Genomic DNA, 14,608 nt, shown 5'->3' on the forward strand with positions numbered 1-14,608 from the left:
GGAGGCGCTGTGAACACCTGGGCGACCTGGACGACACAGGGGATCCTCGCGGGCCACGGCGGGGTGATGACCGAGGAGGCCGGGCCGATCACCGGGGACCTCACGGTGCACACGATGTGGATCGACGGCGAGGCCCGGCTGACGGTCCAGTACACGGGCGCGCTGGACTGGTTCACCGTGCAGGGCAGCCCGGTTGCGGCCGCCGACGAAGCGACCGCGCGGAACGTCCACCAGGCGATGGTGGAGGCCGTGAAGGCCGGCGGCGGTGCCACGGCGCCGCAGTGACACGCTCGGCGGCGTCATCGTCGCGGCGCTCCTGGCCCTGCTCCCCGCGTGCGCCACGAAGAGCGGCCAGGGCCCGGAGGCCTCCTCGACGAGCACCCACAGCCCGGAGGTCTTCTCGACGGGCGGGCGCACGGCAACCCCGGCAGCCGAGGGCGACTGGCCGACGTACCACCGCGACGCGGCCCGCACCGGCACCGTCCCCGGCCGGCCGCCGGTGCGGGGGCTGACCAAGGCCTGGTCGGCAGCCCTGGACGGCGCGGTCTACGGGCAGCCGCTGGTGGTCGGGGCCCGGGTCCTCGCGGCCACCGAGAACAACACCGTCTACGCGCTGGACGCCGGGAGCGGCTCGGTGCTGTGGAGCCGCCACCTCGGCTCCCCCGCGCGCCGCGCCGAGCTGCCGTGCGGGAACATCGACCCGCTCGGGATCACCGGGACCCCGGTCTACGACCCGACGACCGGCCTGGTCTTCGCCGTCGCCGAGCTCGCGGGCGGCAGCCACGTCCTGGCCGGGCTGGACGCGGCCACCGGCGAGGTGGTCGTCCGACGGGGCCTCGATCCGCCCAAGGGCGAGGCCGTGGCGCACCAGCAACGGGCGGCGCTGACCCTGCTGAACGGGCGCGTGGTGGTCGCGTACGGCGGCCTGTTCGGGGACTGCGGCCGGTACGTCGGCAGTGTGCTCTCCGCCCCGGTGACCGGCGCCGGGCCGGTCCGTTCGTACGCCGTGCCGACCACCCGCGAGGGCGGCATCTGGGCCCCCGGCGGGCCGGTGGTGGACGGCTCCCGCCTGCTGGTGTCGGTGGGCAACGGCGAGGCCACCGGCGGCACGTTCGACGGCTCGGACTCGGTGCTGGCGCTCTCCGAGGAGCTGCAGCGGACGGACTTCTTCGCCCCGTCCACCTGGGCCGAGGACAACGCCGCCGACCTCGACCTCGGCTCGCTCTCCCCCGTCCGGGTCGGCGCCTTCGTCCTGGCCGTCGGCAAGCGGGGCACGGGCTACGTCCTGGACCCGGAGCACCTCGGCGGCATCGGCGGCGAGAGGTCGCAGGCGAAGCTCTGCCCCGCCTACGGCGGCGCGGCGGTCTCGGGCAGCACGGTGTACCTGCCGTGCCAGGACGAGCTGCTCGAGGTCACCGTCACAGGCGACGGCACCCTGCACACCGGCTGGCGGATGCCGCTGAACGGTTCGGGCTCCCCGGTGGTCGGCGGTGGCGCGGTGTGGGTGGTCGACTACGGCCGCGGGCAGCTGTACGCGCTGAACCCCTCCGACGGCCGGGTGCTCCAGCAGACCTCCACCGGGCCGCTTCCGCACTTCGTCTCACCCGTCCTGACGGGAGGCCTGGTCCTGCTGGGCACCATGGCGGGCGTGACGGCCTTCGGGACGGGCTGAAAGAAATTCCCGGAACCGTGCGACCGAACGGCGCGTCGGAGCGTGTGAGTGGATGAGGTGCACGCCGGGCCCGAGGGCCGGACCCGAAGATCAATTGACAGATCGTCAGATGATATTCTGCGTGCACGACAAACGGGGGCGTTCAGCCGACCTGTGCCGGCCTGCGGGGGCTGTTCGAGCATGCCCGCGTCCGGTGCGGTGGGGCAGGTCTGCGCCCCGCCGTACCCGACGTCCATGGAGCCACCTTGACCTCACGCCTCCGCCGCCGCACGCTGCCGTTCGCCGCAGTGGCGATCGCCGCCTCCCTGCTGGCCGGTGCCGCTCAGGCGGACACGCCCGCGCCGGTCGATCCGACGCTGGCCGCCGACATCGACGCGATACTCTCCGACCCGCGCCTCGCGGGTGCCCAGGCCGGGGTCCAGGTCATCGACACCACCACCGGCCAGGTGGTGTACCAGCACCAGGCGGACGCGCTGCTGACCCCCGCGTCCACCCTGAAGACCGTCACCTCGGCGGCCGCCCTCGACCTCCTGGGCGCCGACCACGTGTTCACCACCGAGGTCCGCACCACCGGCACCCGCAAGGGCAGCGTGCTCAGCGGTGACCTGGTGCTGCGCGGCGGCGGCGACCCCAGCCTGCTACCGCAGGACCTGGAGGACCTGGCCGCGAAGGTGGCCGCTGCCGGCATCACCACCGTGACCGGCCGGGTGCTCGCCGACGGCAGCCGCTACGACAGCACCCCGCTCGGCCCCGGCTGGGCCTGGGACGACGAGCCGTACTCCTACAGCCCGCAGATCTCCGGCCTGACCGTGGCCACCGACTCCGAGTACACGATGGACACCGTCAAGGTGACCGTGACGCCCGGCGCGGCGGGCGAGGCCGCCAAGGTCACGCTGTTCCCGGCCGAGGCGCCGGTCAAGCTGAGCGGACAGATCACCACCGGTGCCGCCGGCAGCGGCAGCAGCGCGGACGTCACCCGCAAGCGCGCCGTCAACGAGCTGGCCCTCTCCGGCAGCCTGGCCGCCGGGGCCGCGCCCGTCGACTTCTACGCCACCGTCGAGGACCCGGCCCGCTACACCGGCGAGGTCTTCGACGGTGCGCTGGCCCGGCACGGCGTCAAGGTGGTCCGCCCGGTCAAGGCCGCGACCGGCACCGAGACCTCGCAGGCCCTGCTCACCCACGACTCGCGTCCGCTCTCCGAGCTGATCGTGCCGATGCTCAAGATCAGCAACAACGGCATCGCCGAGCACCTGACCAAGGAGATCGGCAAGGTCAAGGGCGGCCAGGGCACCTGGGGCACCGGTGTCGCCCAGGTCAACGCCTTCCTCAAGGCCAACGGCCTGGACAGCCCGGCAGGCCGTCAGGTCGACGGCTCGGGCCTGTCGCGCTACGACCTGATCACGCCGGGCAAGATGACCGCCCTGCTGAAGCTCGCCCAGGACAAGCCCTGGTTCAAGAGCTGGTACGAGGCCCTGCCGGTGGCGGGCAACCCGGCCCGCCTGGTCGGCGGCACGCTGGCCGCCCGGATGCGCGGCACCGCCGCCGAGAACAACGTGCACGCCAAGAGCGGCTCGATGAGCGGCGTGGACAACCTGTCCGGCTACGCCACCGCCCCCGACGGCCGTCGGCTGGCCTTCACCGTGATGGTGAACAACTTCGCCGGCCCGCGCCCGCGCAGCGTCCTGGACAGCATCGCCGTCCGTCTGGCCGCCGGCCCGGCCGCCGCCAAGTCGCTGAAGGCCCCCGCGCCGCGCACCGCCGAGCGCAACGAGGCCCCGGCCACCCGCTGGGACGACTGCGAGACGCTCGGCCGCTGCTGAAGTTCCCCGCCTCACCGGCTCGTTGACGAACGAGCGCCGTAACCGGGCCCTGCCGACACTCGTTGGCAGGGCCCCGGTACTTTTTGGAGGCAGCATGTCGGGCGCGAAGGCCATGATCGAGAAGGCGAAGAGCTACATCGGCTACCGCGAGGGCGCGGGCAACAGAAACCGCTTCTCCGCCGAGATGGGCCGCCCGGCCGAGAGCTGGTGCGCCGACTTCGTCTCCGCCGTCGCCAAGGAGAGCGGCAACGCGGCCCACTTCCCCGACACCGCCTCCTGCGCCGTCGCCCGCGACTGGTTCCAGCAGCGCGGCCGGCTCTCGGTCTACCCGGCGATCGGCGCGCAGGTGCTGTTCGGCGAGCCCGGCAACCCCTGGGGGCCCGGCGGCGAGCACACCGGCATCTGCATCGCGTACACGGCGGACACCATCACCGTGGTGGCCGGCAACACCAACGACGACGGCTCGCCCAACGGCGACGGCGTCTACCGGCGCACCTACCGGCGCAGGTCCGACTACGTCGACTCCTACGGCTACCCGGACTACCCGGAGGGCCTGGTCTGCGCGGATCCGGCCTGGCGCGGGCGCCGGCGCGTGGTCTACTTCGGGCAGGAGGCGAGCGAGGCCGACCTGCCCACGGCCGGCGCCGGCGCCGAGATCCCGCCGCAGAGCAACCGCCAGGTGGTGATCGACGGGCGTCCGTACGGGCCGGGCGCCAGCGGTGACCACATCACCGCGATGGGCGAGATGCTGGTCGCCGCGGGCTGCTCCCGGTACACCGAGGGCCCCGGGCCGGTCTGGGGGGACGCGGACACCGACAGCTTCCGCCAGTACCAGCTCAGTATCGGCGAGACCGGCCCGGACGCGGACGGCATCCCGGGGCCCCGCCAGCTGCACCGCCTCGAGCAGGAGTACGGCGCGCGGTCGTACACGGTCCGGGCGGGTGACACCCTGTCAGGCATCGCCGCACGGTTCGGCACCACCGCCGAGCGGCTCGCCGAGGCCAACTCCCTCGCCGATCCCGACCACCTCGAGGTGGGGCAGGTGCTGCGGATCGTCCGGTAGCGCCACGCCTCAGCAGCCACGTTCGGCGCACTCTCGCTCGCGGCATCGGCCCACCGATCCCAGACTCGGAATCCGGGGGTCAGCTCGAGTCTGAGAGGCACGTCCGTGAAGCTCGGTCTTCGTCGCATCCTGAGTGCGACCGCCGCAATCACCATCGGCCTGGGCATGGCGTCCTGCGGCAGCGCCAAACAGTCCACCGGTACCACCGCATCCGGCAGCGCAGCCGGGCCCGTGAAGATCGGCCTGCTGCTGCCGGAAACCAAGACCACCCGGTACGAGCAGTTCGACCGCCCGCTGATCGAGGCCCAGATCAAGGCGCTGGCCCCGGACGCGCAGATCGACTACTACAACGCGAATCAGAACGCGACCACGCAGCAGACCCAGGTGGACACCGCGCTCACCAAGGGCAACAAGGTCCTGATCCTGGACGCGGTCGACTCGAAGTCGATCCAGTCCTCGGTGCAGAAGGCCCATGACGCCGGCGTCAAGGTGGTCGCCTACGACCGGCTCGCCCAGGGCCCGATCGACGCCTACGTCTCCTTCGACAACAGGAGGGTCGGCCAGCTCCAGGGCCAGGCGCTGGTCGCCGCGGTAGGGGCGAAGGCGTCCAGCGGGAAGATCATCATGATCAACGGTTCGCCGACCGACCCGAACGCCGCCCAGTTCAAGGCGGGCGCGCACAGTGCCATCGACGGGAAGCTCACCGTCGGCAAGGAGTACGACACCCCGGACTGGGACGCGAACAACGCCAACCAGGAGGCCTCCGCAGCCCTCACCGCGCTCGGCCCCCAGAACGTGGTCGGCGTCTACTCCGCCAATGACAGCATGGCCGCGGGTATCGCCACCGCACTGAAGGCCGTGGACCTGAGCGTCCCGCTGACCGGCCAGGACGCGCAGCTCGACGCCGTGCAGCGCATTCTGATCAACACCCAGACGATGTCCATCTACAAGCCCTACAAGCCGGAGGCCGACGCGGCCGGCACGATGGCGGTCTTTCTCGCCCAGGGCAAGGCTCTGGAGGCCACGGTGGCCCCGACGAACGCCACCAACGGCAGCGGCCAGGTCGTGAAGTCGAACCTGATCACCCCGGTCGTGCTGACCAAGGACAACATCAAGTCCACGGTGGTTGCCGACGGCCTTTACACCATCCCCCAGATCTGCACCGCCGCCTACGCCGACGCGTGCAAGGCGGCCGGACTCACGTAGCGGTCCGTGGCTGCGGTCCGGCTCATGGCCCGGCTCCCCAGGGAATCGGGCCATGAGCCGGACCAACCACCCAGTAGTCGGACGGACAAGGGAGTTGGTCTCTGTGAACGGCGCACCCGTACTGGCCATGCGCGACGTCTCCAAGCGGTTCGGGGCCGTGCAGGCGCTCACCGACGTCGAGCTGGAGGTCCACTCCGGCGAGGTCGTCGCCCTGGTCGGCGACAACGGCGCGGGCAAGTCCACGCTGGTCAAGGCGATCGCCGGGGTGACCCCGCCGGACGAGGGCGTCATCGAGTGGGAGGGCCGGCCGGTGACCATCCACCGGCCCCAGGACGCCCAGCACCTGGGCGTCGCGACCGTTTACCAGGACCTCGCGCTCTGCGACAACCTCGACGTGGTCGGCAACCTCTTCCTGGGCCGCGAGATCAAACGGTTCTTCGTGCTGGACGAGGTCGAGATGGAGAAGCGCTCGCGCACCCTCCTCAACACGCTGTCGATCCGCATCCCCAGCGTGCGCATCCCGATCGCCTCGCTCTCCGGTGGTCAGCGCCAGACCGTCGCGATCGCCCGCTCGCTGATCGGCTCGCCGAAGGTCGTCATCCTCGACGAGCCCACCGCCGCCCTCGGCGTCGAGCAGACGGCCCAGGTCCTCGACCTGGTCGAGCGCCTGCGCGAGCAGGGGCTCGGCGTCATCCTGATCAGTCACAACATGGCGGACGTCATGGCGGTCGCGGACCGGATCGCCGTCCTGCGCCTGGGCCGCAACAACGGTGTCTTCGAACGCAGGAGCACCACCCAGGAAGAGATCATCTCCGCCATCACCGGCGCCACGGACAACGCCGTGACCCGCCGCCAGACCCGTGGTACGGAGGGAACGCAGTGAGCGACTACACACCGCCGCCCGGAGGCGGGAGCGGCGAACCCCGGCACCATCCCCTCCCCGAGGACAACATGCCCAAGGGAGGCGTCAACGCACCCGTCCCGGTGGCGCCGGAGGCGACTCCCGCCGTCGACCCCCGCCTGATCGTGCGGCAGGAGGGCGTCAAGGGCTACATCGGCGAGTTCAGACGCAGGCTGAGCAGTGGCGAGCTGGGTTCGCTCCCGGTCGTGCTGGCTCTGGTCATCATCTGGGCCGTGTTCGGCAGCCTGAACAGCACCTTCCTGTCCGCGCAGAACCTCTCCAACCTCTCGCAGCAGATCGTCGGCACCGGCATGATCGCGATCGGCGTGGTGTTCGTCCTGCTGCTCGGCGAGATCGACCTCTCGGTCGGATCGGTCAGCGGCCTGTGCGCCGCGATCTTCGCCGTCATGAACGTCACCCACGGGGTCAACGAGTGGGTCGCCCTGCTGTCGGCGTTGGTCGGAGGAGCCATCGTCGGGTTCATCCAGGGCTTCTTCTTCGCCAAGGTCGGTGTCCCGGCCTTCGTCGTCACCCTCGCCGGCAACCTGGCCTGGAACGGCCTCATGCTCCAGATCCTCGGCGCCAGCGGCACCGTGAACCTCTCCGGCGACGACATCGTCTCCCGGCTCTACACGACCATCTACGGGCAGGCCATCGCCGCGTACGCGGTGGCGCTGGTCGCCGTCGTGCTCTACGTCGCCGGCGCGGTGTACGACGCCAACCGGCGCCGCCAGGCCGGGGTCCCGTACCGGCCGCCGACCGACATCGCGCTGCGCACGATCGTCCTCGCCATCGTCGCGTTCCTGGCGGCGTACGTCCTGAACCAGTACAAGGGGCTCCCGCTTGCCCTGCTGATCTTTCTGATCTTCATCATCGTCCTGGACTTCGTGCTCCGCCGTACCTCGTACGGCCGTCAGATCTTCGCGCTCGGCGGCAACATCGAGGGCGCTCGCCGTTCCGGTATCAACATCTCGTGGATCCGGATCTCGGTCTTCATGATCTGCTCGACCATGGCCGCGGTCGGCGGTCTGTTCCTTGCGGCACAGATCCAGTCCGCCAGCCAGACGTCCGGCGGCGGCAACCTGCTCATGAACTCCATCGCCGCCGCCGTCATCGGCGGCACCAGCCTCTTCGGCGGACGCGGCAGCACCTGGTCGGCGCTGCTCGGTGCGCTGGTGATCGGGTCGATCCAGTCCGGGATGAACATCGAGGGGCTCAGCAACGCCATCCAGTTCATGATCACTGGTGCGGTGCTGCTCGCCGCGGTCGTCGTCGACTCGCTGTCCCGTCGGACCCAGCGGGCGGCCGGGCGCGCGTGACGCCCCCCGGTGTCGTGGTGGGCCTCAGCGCAGGACCGCCTCCAGGAGGTCGGCGCCCAGCCGGGCGCTGTGACCCAGGTCGAGTTGGTAGAGGACGTAGCGTCCGCGTCGGCGGGTGGTGAGCAGGCCTGCCTTGCGGAGTACGGCCAGGTGGCGCGAGACCTCGGGCGCCGTGAGCTGCCAGGCGTCGGCGAGTTCGCCGGTGGTGTGCGCGCCCCGGGCCATGGTCCGGGCCAGGCGCAGCCGTACCGGGTGGGCCAGTGCCTCCAGGCGCTGCTGGACGAGGGCCAGCGACACCGGTTCGGCCAGGCCCGGTTCGGCGACGGGGTACTGCAGGACGGGGCGCCAGCCGCGGGCGTGCACCACGAGCAGGTGCGGGCGGCCGAAGGCGGTCGGGATGAAGGTGAGGCCGCCGTGCTCGACCGCACTGGTGGCATTGTCCTGCAACTTGTCGATGACGATGCGGCGGCGCGGCGGGGCGGACTCGTCGAGGGTCACGGCGGGTGAGATCGCGCTGAGTGTCTCGGCCAGGCCGTGGCGGGCCAGCAGGTCGGCCTTGTGGCGGGCGTCGGCCGCCAGGCTGGGCAGGACCTGTCGCCAGGCCTCGGCGAAGAAGGCCTGCTGACACTCCTCCAGCAGACGCCGGATCAGCGCCCGTACGGCCGGTGGGTCGGAGAGCAGCCGGTCGGCGAAGGCGGCCTGGCGCGGGCCGCGGGCCAGCGCCAGATCACGCGCGCGCTCCTGGGCCACCGGGTCGGTGAGCGGCGAGGCCAGCCTGTGGCTGAGCCGGGAGGACCCGCAGGTGGTGATCAGGGCGCCCGCCACGTACTGCTCGTCATCGAGCCGGTCGACCGCGTCGAGCTCCTCGGCGAGGGTCGCGCCCGGCAGGCCGGGGACGAGGAAGTCCGCGCGCGAGGAGCGCCAGAGGAAGTCCGCCTCCAGCAGCCGCTCGGCGAGCTCGGGGCGGATCGAGGCGGTGGTGGCGGTGGCCCAGCCGTGCAGCGTGGGGTGGTGGGCCGGTTCGGCCAGCACGTGCAGCATGGCGTTCAGCTCGGCGAGCGGCGAGGGCGTGAACAGCAGCCGCTCGGGCGGCAGGCCGGTGATGTCGATGGTGAGGCTCACCCGGCCGATCCTGCCATCCGGTGGGGCGTGGCTCTTCGTGGGTTGACGGCAGTCGTCAATCGGCGTGCCCGGCGGCGTCGGCGCGGCGCAGCGTGACGGTCATGGGTTTGATTCAGGAGAAGTCCGTTCATGACCACGCGGCCGTCCGCAGCGGCGAGCGGCCTGCGCCGCCGATCGGCACGGCGCGGCCGGCCCGGTTCACCTCGCTGGGCCTGGTGGGTGGGTGGCGGTACACACTCGCGCTGCTGGTGGACGCGCTCGGCGCGGGGATGTTCCGGCCGTTCCTGCTCCTGTACGGGGTGAGCGTGCTGGGGTTGGGAGCGGGCGGGGTCGGTCTCGCCCTGACGCTGGGGATGCTGGCCGGGCTGGCGGTGGTGCCGCTGACGGGCCGTTGGATCGACCGTGGTGCGAGGAGCCTGCCGGTGACGGCGACATTGCTGGTCCGGGCGGCCGGTGTGGGGGTGCTGCCGGCAACGCACGGCTCGGGTGGATTCGTGGCGGCGGCGGTGCTGTTGGGCATCGGCAGCCAGTCCTGGCTGACCACGCACGCGGCGATGGTCGCGACGCTGGCCGAGGGCCGGGCCCGGGACACGGCGCTGGCGGCCGGGCGGTCACTGCGCAACGCGGGCCTGGGCGCGGGGGCACTGATCGCGACGCTCGCGCTGGCGGGCGGCGCGGGAACGCTGCGGGCGCTGGCGGCGGTCACGGCGGTGGCCTCGGTGACGGCGGCCGGGCTGGTGTGGTCGATGCGGGTGTCCGGGGAGTCGGCGGCGCGGGAGAAGCCGGCCGGGCGGGCCGCGGGGCTCGAAGGGTACGGGTGGATCGGGCGGTTGAGTGTGGCGAACCTGCCGTACGCGTTCTGCTTCGACGTGCTGGAGGTCGCGCTGCCGGCGCTCCTGGTCACGTACCTGCACGCCTCCCCCGCCTGGTCCTCCGGCATCTTCGTGGGCAACACGGTGCTGGTGATCGTCGCTCAGGTTGCGGTCGTGGTCCGGCTCGCCGGGCGCTCGCGGCGGGCCGTGTTCAGCTGGGCGGGGTGGCTGCTGGCGCTCGCCTACCTGGGGTTCTGGGCGGCGGGCGGCCTCGGCGGTACGGCGGGGGCGGCGGGCTTGGCCGCCGTCGCGGTGCTCTACACCGCCGGGGAGGTCCTCTACGCGGGCTCGGGTACGGCGCTGGTGGTGGCGGCCGCTCCCCCGCACCTGCTCGGGCGGGCGCTGGCCCGCTGGGAGCTGTCCACGGGCCTCGGCAGGGCCGCGGCGCCGGCCGCCCTGACGGCGCTGCTGGCGGGTGGGCCCGGGCTGCTGTGGTGGGTCCTGGCGGGGTGCACGGCCGTGGCGGCGGTGGCGGTGCGGAGGTGCTCCCCGCCGATCTAGCTCGTCGACCTGCGCCGGGCGGGGGGCTTGGCGCAGCTCCCGTTCCGGTCCGGCTGGTGCACGGCACTGGCCCGTGCCGCCGGGATCTCCGCTCGCTGAGGCGTCGGCGGCGCGGCCGGCCGAACCATGTACAGAAAAGAACCATGTACAGAAAACTTGACATCGTGTCCAGGCTGCTCGACACTCCCGAGTGTCAGGTTTTCTTTACATGAGGAGCTGAAGTGGCACTCGAAGAGACACGTGCCTGGATCATGCTGCTGGTCACGATCGTGTCGTACACGGCCTACCTGGCGGCCGTTCTCGGGCGGCCCGGAGACACGCCTCTCGCCCAGGTGCCCTATGTGTCCGCCCTGCTGTGGACGGTCGGCGCAGCGATCGTCGCGTCGATCGTGCTCAACATCGCGGTGGCCATCGTCTCGCCCAAGGAGGCGAACGCCAAGGACCAGCGCGACCGGGAGATCCACCGCTTCGGCGAGTACGTCGGCCAGTCCTTCGTCGTGATCGGCGGCGTGGCCGGGCTCGTCATGGCGATGGCCGACATCGACCGGTTCTGGATCGCCAACGCGATCTACCTGGCGTTCGCCCTGTCGGCGATCCTCGGATCCACGGCGAAGATCGTCGCCTACCGGCTGGGCTTCCACCCGTGGTGAAGCCGACCAGGGTCACCAACGCGATCCGGGCCCTGCGCTTCGCCCGCGGCGAGATGACCCAGGCCGAGCTCGCCCGCCGCATCGGCGTGACCCGGCAGACCGTCATCGCCATCGAACAGGGCCGTTACTCGCCCTCCCTGGAGATGGCCTTCCAGATCGCCCGTGTGTTCGCCGTCCCGCTCGACGACGTGTTCCAGTACCCCGACACCGAGGGAGAGAACCAGTGAAGGCCATCGTTCAGGACACGTACGGACTGCCCGAGGTCCTTCGCCTCGAGGAGATCGAGCGGCCGGTACCCGGCCGGGGCGAGGTGCTCGTCCGGGTCCACGCGGCCGCCGTCGACATGGGCGTCTGGCACCTGATGGCAGGCATGCCGTACCTGGTCCGCGCCATGGGCTTCGGCCTCCGGGCACCCAAGACCCGCGTCCCGGGCATGGACGTCGCAGGACGAGTGGAGGCCGTCGGCGCGGACGTCACACGCTTCCGGCCGGGTGACGAGGTGTACGGCAGCTGCAACGGGTCCTTCGCCGAGTACGCGTGCGCCAAGGAGGGCAGGCTCGCGCACAAGCCGGGGAACCTCGACTTCGAGCAGGCGGCCGCCGTTCCGGTCTCCGCATGCACCGCCCTTCAGGCCGTGCGCGGCGGACGACTGCAGGCCGGCCAGACGGTCCTCGTCATCGGTGCGTCGGGCGGCGTCGGCACCTTCGCCGTGCAGCTGGCCAAGGCCTTCGGAGCTCACGTCACCGGCGTCTGCAGCACCGCCAAGGCGGACCTGGTCCGCTCCATCGGCGCCGACGAGGTCATCGACTACACGCGCGAGGATCCCACCGACGGCACCCGCCGCTACGACCTCGTCCTCGACATCGCCGGCAACCGCTCGCTTTCCCGGCTCCGCCGCGCCCTCACCCCCCGCGGAACGCTGGTCATCGTCGGCGGCGAGGAGGGCGGCCGGTGGATCGGCGGCAACGACCGGCAGCTGCGGGCGCTCCTGCTGTCGCCGTTCGTCGGCCAGCGCCTGCGCGGGCTCGTCGCCATGGAGAAGCACGCCGACCTCAAGATCCTCGGGGAACTCCTCGAGGCCGGCTCGGTGACACCCGTCATCGACCGGACCTACCCGCTGGCCCAGGTTCCCGACGCCATCAGCTACCTGATGGCGGGCCATGCGCGCGGCAAGGTCGTCGTCCGCGTGCAGTGACCCACCGCCTGTCGCCCTACCGGTCATTGATGAAGGTCAGGATGTCCGGGAGGCACGGGTGGTAGCCGTCCGTCGTGTCCACGTGGATCGTCGGCGCAGCCAAGGAGATCGGGACGAAGGCGTCCAGTGAGCTCTCTCCGCTCGCCAGCGCCCGCAGGAGATCGTGGTCGTCATGGGCGGCCCGGCGGGCGTTCTCCTCGACCCGGCGAGCGATTCTGGCCTGGGCGACGGTGGCATCGACGGTGCAGCGGATGATCCGGATCGTTCCGAGACCGGCCAGGGGCTCGAGACCCGGCCGCCAGAGCCGGTCCTGGAATGCGGCCTCCGCCACCACCGTCACGCCCGCCTTGAGCAGGAGGCCGATGACCTCGAAGAACGTCGTGAGCGTGCGTTGCGTGAGAGGGTCGCCCGGACTCGGCGTGAAACCGGGGGTGGCATGAGCCATGCCTTCCTTGATCTCGTCCCGGCAGATCGCGGGGCAGCCGAGAGCGCGAGCGAGCGCGTGGGCGAGTGTGGTCTTTCCGGAGCCCGACGGGCCGCTGACGACGATGAGGGTGGGTGAGGTCACGGCACATCCTGACACTTCGACAGCAGAGCGGTCGCTGTCGCGCCGGCCCGTCGCGCAGCCCGGCGGGCCGGCGGCCCGGAGGCTGTGGCAGGCTCGGGCGGGTTGCGAGCCCTTCGGGGCAAGGTAGGGGATTTGGGGGCTGGACGATGCGGGTCCGCGGTGTGCTCTTCGATGTGGACGACACCCTGTTCGACTACTCGACGTCCGAGGAGGTCGGGCTGCTCGGGCACCTGACGGCGCTGGGGATGCTCGGTCTGTTTCCGTCGCCGGACGGAGCCGTTGAGGTGTGGCGGCGGATCATGGAGGAGGAGTACGCCCGGTTCCTGGCGGGTGAACTCGACTTCACCGAGCAGCAGCGGACGCGGACCCGGCGCTTCCTCGCACATGTCGGGCGTGTCCCGGACGGTGGGCTGTCCGACGAGGACGCCGCCGCCTGGTTCGCCGGCTACGGAGTGCACCGGGACGCGGCATGGTCGGCGTTCCCGGACGCCGAGCCCGTGCTCAAGTCGCTCACCGCCGACTACCGCCTGGGCGTCGTCTCCAACTCCTCGCTGGAGCACCAGCGTCGCAAGCTCGACCGGATCGGCCTGCTCCCCTACTTCGGCGACGCCCTCGTCTGCTCGGAGGAGCACGGCGCGGCCAAGCCCTCGCCGAGTGTCTTCCTGGCCGGCTGCGAAGCCCTCGGCCTGCCGCCGGGCCAGGTCGCCTACGTGGGCGACAAGTACGAGGTCGACGGGCTCGGGGCGCGCGACGCGGGGCTGCGGTCGTACTGGCTCGACCGGGCCGGCACGGGGACCGCGGCGGCCGACGGCGTCCAGGTGATCCGCTCACTGGACGACCTGCCGGCCGCGCTGGCCCGTCAGGCGCAGGTGTAGGTGAAGGTCGCGGCGGCCGTGCGGGCGGTGGGCGAGACGACCTCCAGGGTGGCGGTGGCCTGCATGCTCCCGTGGCCCTGGAAGGTCCAGCGGAGCACGACGTCCGTCCGGTGGTGACCGCGCGGGACCGGCTGGGAGAGCAGGCCGGAGTCCGTGCCGTCGCTGCGCTTCCAGTGGTACTGGACCGTGCCGGCCCCGCCGTCGGTCTCCAGGCTGCCGGTGACGACCGCCGTGCCGTCGCAGGACGGCCCGGCGGGGTCGGCCGTGACGGAGACGGCGGTCACGGTGGTCGCCGGGGAGTAGCGCTGCCACGCGAAGTAGGCGAGGACGGCGAGCAGGACGAGGAGTGGCACCAGCCAGCCCCGCTTCCGGCGGCGTCGGGGTTCCGGCTCCGGCGTCGGCTGCTGCGCGGTGCCGTGCCAGACGGCCGCCGCCTGCGGTGGGACGCCGGGGCCGAAGCGGCGCAGCTCGTCCTGGGGTGGCTGTGCGGCGGTGGTCCAGCTCGGGTCCAGGAAGGTCGCGTTCGCCACGTCCTCGGCGGGGGCCGGGGGCCCGAGGTGCGAGGTCTGGCCGGCCGGGGGCCAGGGCTTCGCCTCGAGACGTACGGTCACCTCGGCGAGGGGCTCGGGCTCCGGCGCCAGGCGTACGGTCTCCTCGGCCGGGGGCTGGGTGGGCGGGGCGACCTGGCCGAGATGCACGGTCTCGTCGGCCGAGGGCTGGGCGGGCTCGGTGGGCTCGGCGGGCGGCACGACCTGGCCGAGGTTCATCGTCGGTTCTGCGGGCGTCCGGGACACCCGGCCCAGGCGGAGTTCCGGGCCGGGCTGCTGAGGGGTCGTCATGATCT

The 14,608-nt window shown here is 72.0% G+C and carries 15 protein-coding genes; 12 read left to right on the forward strand and 3 right to left on the reverse strand.

The genetic code is table 11. The features are described from left to right. The first annotated feature begins 9 nt into the window (after positions 1–9). The 7 genes from FB465_RS01455 to FB465_RS01485 all read left to right on the forward strand — a co-directional run bounded on the left by FB465_RS01455 (position 10) and on the right by FB465_RS01485 (position 7,981). Positions 10–285 (forward strand): hypothetical protein, encoded by a 276-nt coding sequence (locus FB465_RS01455; protein WP_145786869.1) that lies wholly within the window; start codon positions 10–12, stop codon positions 283–285. After that, positions 266–1,672, forward strand: coding sequence for an outer membrane protein assembly factor BamB family protein (locus tag FB465_RS01460; RefSeq protein WP_246192440.1), 1,407 nt, complete (start codon positions 266–268; stop codon positions 1,670–1,672). Before FB465_RS01455 ends, FB465_RS01460 begins: the two co-directional genes overlap by 20 nt. 245 nt (positions 1,673–1,917) lie before the next feature. Then, positions 1,918–3,492, forward strand: coding sequence for a D-alanyl-D-alanine carboxypeptidase/D-alanyl-D-alanine endopeptidase (gene dacB / locus FB465_RS01465; protein ID WP_170290458.1), 1,575 nt, complete (start codon positions 1,918–1,920; stop codon positions 3,490–3,492). Positions 3,493–3,586: 94 nt separating this feature from the next. Further along, positions 3,587–4,555, forward strand: a complete 969-nt coding sequence (locus FB465_RS01470; RefSeq protein ID WP_145786873.1) for a peptidoglycan-binding protein — start codon at positions 3,587–3,589, stop codon at positions 4,553–4,555. Positions 4,556–4,720: 165 nt separating this feature from the next. Beyond that, entirely contained in the window at positions 4,721–5,761 is a 1,041-nt protein-coding gene (locus tag FB465_RS01475) for a sugar ABC transporter substrate-binding protein (RefSeq protein ID WP_145797070.1), read from the forward strand. A 103-nt stretch (positions 5,762–5,864) separates the two neighbouring features. Beyond that, complete coding sequence (locus tag FB465_RS01480) at positions 5,865–6,644, forward strand: ATP-binding cassette domain-containing protein (protein WP_145786875.1); 780 nt, start codon at positions 5,865–5,867, stop codon at positions 6,642–6,644. 68 nt (positions 6,645–6,712) lie between these two features. Beyond that, on the forward strand, positions 6,713–7,981 hold the full coding sequence (locus tag FB465_RS01485) for a sugar ABC transporter permease (protein WP_145797071.1): 1,269 nt from the start codon (positions 6,713–6,715) through the stop codon (positions 7,979–7,981). Positions 7,982–8,005: 24 nt separating this feature from the next. Here FB465_RS01485 and FB465_RS01490 read toward each other — a convergent pair whose 3' ends face one another. Next, positions 8,006–9,103 carry a DUF5937 family protein gene (locus FB465_RS01490; protein ID WP_145786877.1) on the reverse strand — a complete coding sequence of 366 codons (1,098 nt, stop codon included), beginning with the start codon at positions 9,101–9,103 and terminating at the stop codon, positions 8,006–8,008. Between the two features lie 101 nt (positions 9,104–9,204). On the opposite strand from FB465_RS01490, the gene FB465_RS01495 reads away from it, so the two are divergent. From FB465_RS01495 to FB465_RS01510, 4 genes are all read left to right on the forward strand, one after another. Beyond that, positions 9,205–10,476, forward strand: a complete 1,272-nt coding sequence (locus FB465_RS01495) for an MFS transporter (RefSeq protein WP_170290459.1) — start codon at positions 9,205–9,207, stop codon at positions 10,474–10,476. 221 nt (positions 10,477–10,697) lie between these two features. Then, positions 10,698–11,126: a hypothetical protein gene (locus FB465_RS01500; protein WP_211785697.1), complete on the forward strand. Its 429-nt coding sequence runs from the start codon at positions 10,698–10,700 to the stop codon at positions 11,124–11,126. Beyond that, the gene (locus FB465_RS01505) at positions 11,120–11,353 is read left to right on the forward strand and encodes a helix-turn-helix transcriptional regulator (protein ID WP_145786879.1); all 234 of its coding nucleotides are present in this window, start codon (positions 11,120–11,122) and stop codon (positions 11,351–11,353) included. Before FB465_RS01500 ends, FB465_RS01505 begins: the two co-directional genes overlap by 7 nt. Beyond that, positions 11,350–12,321 (forward strand): NAD(P)-dependent alcohol dehydrogenase, encoded by a 972-nt coding sequence (locus FB465_RS01510; protein ID WP_145786881.1) that lies wholly within the window; start codon positions 11,350–11,352, stop codon positions 12,319–12,321. Before FB465_RS01505 ends, FB465_RS01510 begins: the two co-directional genes overlap by 4 nt. A gap of 16 nt (positions 12,322–12,337) precedes the next feature. Here FB465_RS01510 and FB465_RS01515 read toward each other — a convergent pair whose 3' ends face one another. Further along, complete coding sequence (locus FB465_RS01515) at positions 12,338–12,889, reverse strand: P-loop nucleotide/nucleoside kinase family protein (protein WP_145786883.1); 552 nt, start codon at positions 12,887–12,889, stop codon at positions 12,338–12,340. A 146-nt stretch (positions 12,890–13,035) separates the two neighbouring features. Here FB465_RS01515 and FB465_RS01520 point away from each other — a divergent pair, with 146 nt between their 5' ends. Further along, positions 13,036–13,764: an HAD family hydrolase gene (locus FB465_RS01520; RefSeq protein WP_145786885.1), complete on the forward strand. Its 729-nt coding sequence runs from the start codon at positions 13,036–13,038 to the stop codon at positions 13,762–13,764. Here FB465_RS01520 and FB465_RS01525 read toward each other — a convergent pair. Continuing rightward, positions 13,749–14,603 carry a hypothetical protein gene (locus tag FB465_RS01525; RefSeq protein WP_145786887.1) on the reverse strand — a complete coding sequence of 285 codons (855 nt, stop codon included), beginning with the start codon at positions 14,601–14,603 and terminating at the stop codon, positions 13,749–13,751. The two genes, FB465_RS01520 and FB465_RS01525, sit on opposite strands and share 16 nt — an antisense overlap. Positions 14,604–14,608: the final 5 nt, after the last annotated feature.

Source organism: Kitasatospora atroaurantiaca, assembly GCF_007828955.1.
GTDB classification, from domain to species: domain Bacteria; phylum Actinomycetota; class Actinomycetes; order Streptomycetales; family Streptomycetaceae; genus Kitasatospora; species Kitasatospora atroaurantiaca.